Here is a 6795-nt window from a genome sequence, read left to right as displayed (position 1 = left end):
ACCCCCTCTGCCCTTTCAGGAAAAAACCCCGCTCCCACAGTGGGTCTGTGGTGTAGGTGCGAGGGGAGGGCAAGCGGCAGAAAAGCGGCAGCCAGCGGAAGCCGTTTGCCGCTTTTCTGGCATTGCCGCTTTGCCAATGCCCCGCAAAGCCCCGGTTTTCGGGGGTTTCTCGCATTGGCACGCGGCTTGCTAAAGCTCAGGTACGAAAAACCGGTCACCCGAAGGTTCCCGACATGAGCATCAGCTTCGATAAAGCGCTCGGCATTCACGAAAAGGCATTGGGCTTCCGCGCCCAGCGCGCTGAAGTGTTGGCCAACAACATCGCCAACGCCGATACCCCGAACTACAAGGCTCGGGATCTGGACTTCTCCAAAGTGCTCGAAGCACAGAGCCAGAAGAACGCCAACGGCACCATCGCCCTGAACATGACCAACAGCCGTCACATCGAAGCTGAAGGCGTGGGCAATGGCGACGAGTCGCTGATGTATCGCACGCCGATGCAGCCTTCGATCGACCAGAACACCGTGGACGCTCAGCTCGAGCAGTCGAATTACGCGGAAAACGCGGTCGGCTTCCAGGCCAGCTTCACTCTGCTCAACAGCAAATTCAAAGGGCTGGTGTCAGCCCTGCGCGGAGAGTAATCCATGTCCCTGTCTAGCGTTTTCAACATTGCCGGCAGCGGCATGAGCGCACAAACCACGCGTCTGAACACCGTGGCTTCGAACATCGCCAACGCCGAAACCGTCTCGTCGAGCATCGACCAGACCTACCGCGCCCGTCACCCGGTGTTCGCCACCATGTTCCAGGGCGGCCAGAACAGCGGCAGCAACTCGCTGTTCCAGAGTCAGGACGCTGCCGGGCAGGGCGTACAGGTGCTTGGCGTGGTCGAAGACCAGAGCAACCTCGAAGCGCGCTACGAGCCGAACCATCCGGCCGCTGACGCCAAGGGCTACGTCTACTACCCGAACGTCAACGTGGTGGAAGAAATGGCTGACATGATTTCCGCGAGCCGGTCGTTCCAGACCAACGCCGAAATGATGAACACCGCCAAAACCATGATGCAGAAGGTACTGACCCTCGGTCAGTAATAAGGGGCGACGGCCATGAGTGTTTCCGATACCACCAGCAGCTTGAGCATGAATGACATCCTGGCGAACTCGTCGAAGAAGACCAGTTCGACCGCCGATGGCATTGCTTCTGCGACTAACAGTTCCACCGGCGGCCAGGCGCTGGGCAAGGATGCGTTCCTGCAATTGCTGGTCACCCAGCTGAAAAACCAGAACCCGCTCGACCCGCAGGACAACAGCGCGTTCGTTGCGCAGTTGGCGCAGTTCAGCAGCCTGGAAGGCATCACCACGCTTAACAGCACCGTCAGCTCGCTGGCCGGCAACTACAACTCCTCGCAGGCCCTGCAGGCGTCGTCGCTGGTGGGCCGCAACGTGATCGTGCAGACCAACACCGTTCAATTGGACGACCCGAGCAAAGGCATGACCGGTTCGGTCACCGTTCCGTCGTCGATTGCCGGCGGCACCGTCAGCATTACCGACAGCAGCGGCGCGGTGGTTCGCACCATCGATCTGGGCAGTCGCGCCGCAGGCAGCGCGAGCTTCACCTGGGACGGCAAGGACAAGGACGGCAACCTGGTGAAGACCGGTACCTACACCGTCAAGGCCAACGCCTCGATCAATGGCACCTCGACCGATATGGCGACCTATCTGCCAGCCACGGTCAACAGTGTGACCATCAGCCAGACCGGTGGCGAGCTGATGCTCAACCTGTCCGGCAAGGGCACCGTTGCCCTGTCCAAAGTACAAACCATTGGTATATAGAGCCGACTAACCGGCACAAAGGAGTGGAATATGTCTTTCAATATCGGCCTTAGCGGTCTCTATGCAGCCAACAAACAACTGGACGTGACCGGCAACAACATCGCCAACGTCGCGACCGCCGGTTTCAAATCGTCCCGTGCAGAATTCGAAGACGTCTACTCGGCCACTCGCCTGGGTAGCGGCAGCAAAGTCATCGGCAACGGTGTGCGCCTGGCCAACGTGTCCCAGCAGTTCACCCAGGGTGACATCAACAACACCGGTAACGTGCTGGACATGGGTATCAACGGTTCCGGTTTCTTCACCATGAGCAACAACGGCGCGATCACCTACACCCGTGCCGGTACGTTCAAGGTCGATAATAACGGCTTCATCACCAACACCGACTACACCTCGCGCCTGCAAGGTTATGGTGTGGATGCCAACGGCAAGATCATCAACGGCGTGTTGACCGACCTGAAGATCGACACCTCGAACCTGGCGCCGAAATCGACTTCGTTGGTGACTTCGAGCATCAACCTGAACTCGTCGGCCCCAGTGATCGACGACACAGTGGCGGCAGGCAAGTTCGACCCGGCAAAACTCGAAACCTACACCAAGTCGTTCAGCACACCGATCTATGACTCTCAGGGCAACTCGCACGTCATGGATCAGTACATGGTGAAAACCGGCCAAAACACCTGGAAGGTCTACACCCTGGTGGACGGGCGCAATCCGGATGCAACCGGCAGCGATCCAACCAAGACCGCCCCGACTGCTTCGACACTGACGTTCGACAGTTCGGGCAATCTCACTCAGGTCAGCACGCCTAACCCGGCGGATGCGACCAAGCCGATCATCAGCAGCGACTTGAAGCTGACCGGCTGGGTACCGGGTACCGTGACCAACGGCACCTTCACGCCAAACGGCGCGTCTGCCAACACCAATGGCGTGACCATTTCCATGGCCAAGACCACTCAGTTCAACGCTGATACCGCGCGTTCGATCCCGACTCAGGATGGTTACGCCACTGGCCAGATCACCAACCTGACCATCGACGGCACCGGTACGCTGTTCGCCAACTTCAGCAACAACCAGAGCAAGGCCATCGGCCAGGTTGCGCTGGCCAGCTTCACCAACGAACAAGGCCTGCAGGCTGTCGGCGGTACTAGCTGGAAAGAGACTTTCGCTTCGGGTATCCCGGGTTACGATGCGCCGGAAACCGGTACACTCGGTTCGATCGCGTCCAACTCGCTGGAAGAGTCGAACGTTAACCTGACCAACGAACTGGTGGACCTGATCAAGGGCCAGAGCAACTATCAGGCGAACGCCAAGACCATCTCGACTCAGAGCACCATCATGCAGACCATCATTCAGATGACCTGATTGCGGTTTCTGGTTGTGCAAGAGCCCCTCTTTTTGAGGGGCTTTTTTGTGGGCGGCTATTGGGTGGCAGCTGTTTTGATTGGGTGAATATCCGGTTCTTTGGGTTCTGCGGCTGGCGGTTTCGCCCTTACGGCGAGTCACTTTTTCAGACGCCAAAAAGTAACCAAAAGGCTTGGCCCCAGCGTTCGGCCCTCGCTTAGGCTCGGGTTCCTTCGCTGCGGGATTCATCCGGGGGCATCGCCTACGGTTTGCTTCGCTGCACCTCCTCTCGATGTGTTTGGCTTCGCCAAACGGTCGCTGCGCTCCCACCCCCGGATAAACCCCTCCACTCAGCCTGCCGACGGGGCCGGTACGGCAAAATCAAAAGCTTTCGGCGAGCTGACACTCGGCCATTGAGTGGTGAAAAGCATGCGCTTGGCTTTTGCTCTTCTGTGGAAGCCAGCCTGCTGGCGATGGCGGCCCGCGAGCCAACTAATCTCCGTCAGATTCATGTAATCACTGTAGGAGCTGCCGAAGGCTGCGATCTTTTGATCTGTGGCAGCAGCACTGAAGATCAAAAGATCGCAGCCTCGTTACTCTCGACAGCTCCTACAGTTAAATGGCAGGCAAAAGAAAACCCCCTACAAACCAGAAGTCTGTCGGGGGTTTTCTTTTGCCCGGAGAGTATCAGGCGTCTCGCAACGCCTGATTCAGCTCAGCTTATTGGCAAGCTTCGCAATCCGGCTCGTCGATCGCGCAAGCCTTTGGCACTGGAGCCGGACCTGCCGGAGCTGCCAGAACCGAATCGTCGCCGTGGTTGCCGCCGCTGGAAACAGCGTTCAGCTTGCCGGTGTTGATGGTCGACTTCTCGGTGCTGGTCGCGGCCAGGGCACGGAGGTAGTAGGTGGTTTTCAGGCCACGGTACCAGGCCATGCGGTAGGTCACGTCGAGCTTCTTGCCCGAGGCGCCGGCGATGTACAGGTTCAGCGACTGGGCCTGGTCGATCCACTTCTGACGACGGCTGGCGGCGTCAACGATCCACTTGGTGTCCACTTCGAACGCGGTCGCGTAGAGCTCTTTGAGTTCTTGCGGGATGCGCTCGATCTGCTGTACCGAACCGTCGTAGTACTTCAGGTCGTTGATCATGACCGAGTCCCACAGACCGCGAGCCTTGAGGTCGCGAACCAGGTACGGGTTGATCACGGTGAATTCGCCCGACAGGTTCGATTTCACATACAGGTTCTGGTAGGTCGGTTCGATCGACTGCGATACGCCAGTGATGTTGGCGATGGTTGCGGTCGGTGCGATGGCCATGATGTTGGAGTTACGAATGCCTTTCTGTACACGGGCGCGAACCGGTGCCCAGTCCAGGGTCTCGTTCAGGTCAACGTCGATGTACTTCTGGCCACGTTGCTCGATCAGGATCTGTTGCGAATCCAGTGGCAGGATGCCTTTGGACCACAGCGAACCGTTGAAGGTCTCGTAAGCACCACGCTCGTCTGCCAGGTCGCAGGACGCCTGGATCGCGTAGTAGCTGACCGCTTCCATCGACTTGTCGGCGAACTCGACGGCAGCGTCGGAACCGTAAGGGATGTGCTGCAGGTACAGCGCGTCCTGGAAGCCCATGATGCCGAGACCGACCGGACGGTGGCGGAAGTTGGAGTTCTTCGCTTGCGGCACCGAGTAGTAGTTGATGTCGATCACGTTGTCGAGCATGCGCACGGCAGTGTTCACGGTGCGTTGCAGCTTGGCGGTGTCCAGCTTGCCGTCGACGATGTGGTTCGGCAGGTTGATCGAGCCCAGGTTGCAAACGGCGATCTCGTCCTTGTTGGTGTTCAAGGTGATCTCGGTGCACAGGTTCGAGCTGTGAACCACGCCGACGTGCTGCTGCGGGCTACGCAGGTTGCACGGGTCTTTGAAAGTCAGCCATGGGTGGCCGGTTTCGAACAGCATGGAGAGCATTTTGCGCCACAGGTCTTTGGCCTGGATGGTCTTGAACAGCTTGACCTTGCCCGGGTACTCGGTCAGGGCTTCGTAGTACTCGTAGCGCTCTTCGAAGGCTTTACCGGTCAGGTCGTGCAGGTCCGGAACTTCGGATGGCGAGAACAGGGTCCACTTGCCGTCATCGAAGACGCGCTTCATGAACAGGTCAGGGATCCAGTTGGCGGTGTTCATGTCGTGGGTACGACGACGATCATCACCGGTGTTCTTGCGCAGCTCGATGAACTCTTCGATGTCCATGTGCCAGGTTTCCAGGTAGGCACACACAGCGCCTTTGCGCTTGCCACCCTGGTTGACGGCTACAGCGGTGTCGTTCACCACTTTCAGGAACGGAACCACCCCTTGCGACTTGCCGTTGGTGCCCTTGATGTACGAGCCCAGTGCACGAACCGGGGTCCAGTCGTTGCCCAGGCCGCCAGCGAATTTCGACAGCATGGCGTTGTCGTGGATCGCGTGGTAGATGCCCGACAGGTCGTCCGGAACGGTGGTCAGGTAGCAGCTCGACAGCTGTGGACGCAGGGTGCCGGCGTTGAACAGGGTCGGAGTCGACGCCATGTAGTCGAAGGACGACAACAGGTTGTAGAACTCGATCGCACGGTCTTCTTTCTGCTTCTCTTCGATTGCCAGGCCCATGGCCACGCGCATGAAGAAAATCTGCGGCAGTTCGAAGCGCACGCCATCCTTGTGGATGAAGTAACGGTCGTACAGGGTCTGCAGGCCCAGGTAGGTGAATTGCTGATCGCGCTCGTGGTTGATCGCCTTGCCCAGTTTTTCCAGGTCGAAGGTGGCCAGCACAGGGTTCAGCAGTTCGAACTCGATACCTTTGGCAACGTAGGCCGGCAGCGCCTTGGCGTACAGCTCGGCCATTTCGTGGTGAGTGGCGCTTTCGGCCACACCCAGGAAGCCCAGGCCTTCGGCACGCAGGGTGTCCATCAGCAGGCGCGCGGTCACGAACGAGTAGTTCGGCTCACGTTCAACCAGGGTACGCGCGGTCATTACCAGTGCGGTGTTGACGTCGTTCAGGGCCACGCCGTCGTACAGGTTCTTCAGGGTTTCGCGCTGGATCAGGTCGCCATCGACTTCAGCCAGGCCTTCGCAGGCCTCGGTGACGATGGTGTTCAGGCGGCCCATGTCCAGCGGCGCGAGGCTGCCGTCGGCGCGGGTGATACGGATCGACGGGTGCGCGTTGACCGCAGCTTCGACCGGAGCGTGGGCAGCGCGTTCTTTCGAACGGCCGTCACGGTAGATCACGTAGTCACGAGCGACTTTCTGCTCGCCGGCACGCATCAGGGCCAGTTCGACCTGGTCCTGGATTTCTTCGATGTGGATGGTGCCGCCCGACGGCATGCGACGCTTGAAGGTCGCGGTGACTTGTTCGGTCAGACGGGCAACGGTGTCGTGGATTCGCGACGAAGCGGCAGCGGTGCCGCCCTCAACTGCGAGAAACGCTTTGGTGATAGCGACGGTGATCTTGTCATCGGTGTAAGGAACGACAGTGCCATTACGCTTGATCACGCGCAGTTGACCAGGCGCGGTGGCAGCCAGATCCGAATTCGAATCGGCGGCCTGCGGCAAGGTGCCCTGCGGGTTCTCGCGAGTTGTGTCGGTTTGCATGGGGGGTGAT

The 6795-nt window shown here is 59.2% G+C and carries 6 protein-coding genes; 4 read left to right on the top strand and 2 right to left on the bottom strand.

Features of this window, described 5'->3' with window-relative positions:
* Nucleotides 1-233: 233 nt before the first annotated feature.
* The 4 genes from flgB to flgE are packed head-to-tail and all read left to right on the top strand — an operon-like array spanning nt 234 to nt 3191.
* Nucleotides 234-641 carry a flagellar basal body rod protein FlgB gene (gene flgB, locus AC27VU_RS20145; RefSeq protein ID WP_003227219.1) on the top strand — a complete coding sequence of 136 codons (408 nt, stop codon included), beginning with the start codon at nt 234-236 and terminating at the stop codon, nt 639-641.
* Between the two features lie 3 nt (nt 642-644).
* A complete protein-coding gene (gene flgC, locus AC27VU_RS20140) occupies nt 645-1088 on the top strand; it encodes a flagellar basal body rod protein FlgC (RefSeq protein WP_003227217.1) in 444 nt (147 codons plus the stop codon).
* 15 nt (nt 1089-1103) lie between these two features.
* On the top strand, nt 1104-1829 hold the full coding sequence (flgD, locus tag AC27VU_RS20135; RefSeq protein ID WP_401069223.1) for a flagellar hook assembly protein FlgD: 726 nt from the start codon (nt 1104-1106) through the stop codon (nt 1827-1829).
* A gap of 30 nt (nt 1830-1859) precedes the next feature.
* Entirely contained in the window at nt 1860-3191 is a 1332-nt protein-coding gene (gene flgE, locus AC27VU_RS20130; RefSeq protein ID WP_201136845.1) for a flagellar hook protein FlgE, read from the top strand.
* Nucleotides 3192-3520: 329 nt separating this feature from the next.
* Here the strand turns inward: flgE and AC27VU_RS20125 are convergent, their stop codons facing one another.
* Both AC27VU_RS20125 and AC27VU_RS20120 read right to left on the bottom strand, forming a co-directional pair.
* Nucleotides 3521-3748, bottom strand: a complete 228-nt coding sequence (locus AC27VU_RS20125) for a hypothetical protein (protein WP_488724759.1) — start codon at nt 3746-3748, stop codon at nt 3521-3523.
* 142 nt (nt 3749-3890) lie between these two features.
* On the bottom strand, nt 3891-6785 hold the full coding sequence (locus tag AC27VU_RS20120) for a ribonucleoside-diphosphate reductase subunit alpha (RefSeq protein ID WP_488724758.1): 2895 nt from the start codon (nt 6783-6785) through the stop codon (nt 3891-3893).
* Between the last annotated feature and the right edge of the window lie 10 nt (nt 6786-6795).

It is taken from the genome of Pseudomonas sp. 14P5.3.2 (assembly GCF_057799175.1).
Note: the sequence above shows the minus strand (reverse complement) of the source record. Positions and strands in the feature narration are given on the sequence as shown.

Excerpts from the sequence above, each read along its gene's own strand:
- flgB (WP_003227219.1), top strand. The coding sequence starts at position 234 with ATGAGCATCAGCTTCGATAAAGCGCTCGGCATTCACGAAAAGGCATTG.
- flgE (WP_201136845.1), top strand. The coding sequence starts at position 1,860 with ATGTCTTTCAATATCGGCCTTAGCGGTCTCTATGCAGCCAACAAACAA.
- flgD (WP_401069223.1), top strand. The coding sequence starts at position 1,104 with ATGAGTGTTTCCGATACCACCAGCAGCTTGAGCATGAATGACATCCTG.
- AC27VU_RS20120 (WP_488724758.1), bottom strand. The coding sequence starts at position 6,785 with ATGCAAACCGACACAACTCGCGAGAACCCGCAGGGCACCTTGCCGCAG.
- flgC (WP_003227217.1), top strand. The coding sequence starts at position 645 with ATGTCCCTGTCTAGCGTTTTCAACATTGCCGGCAGCGGCATGAGCGCA.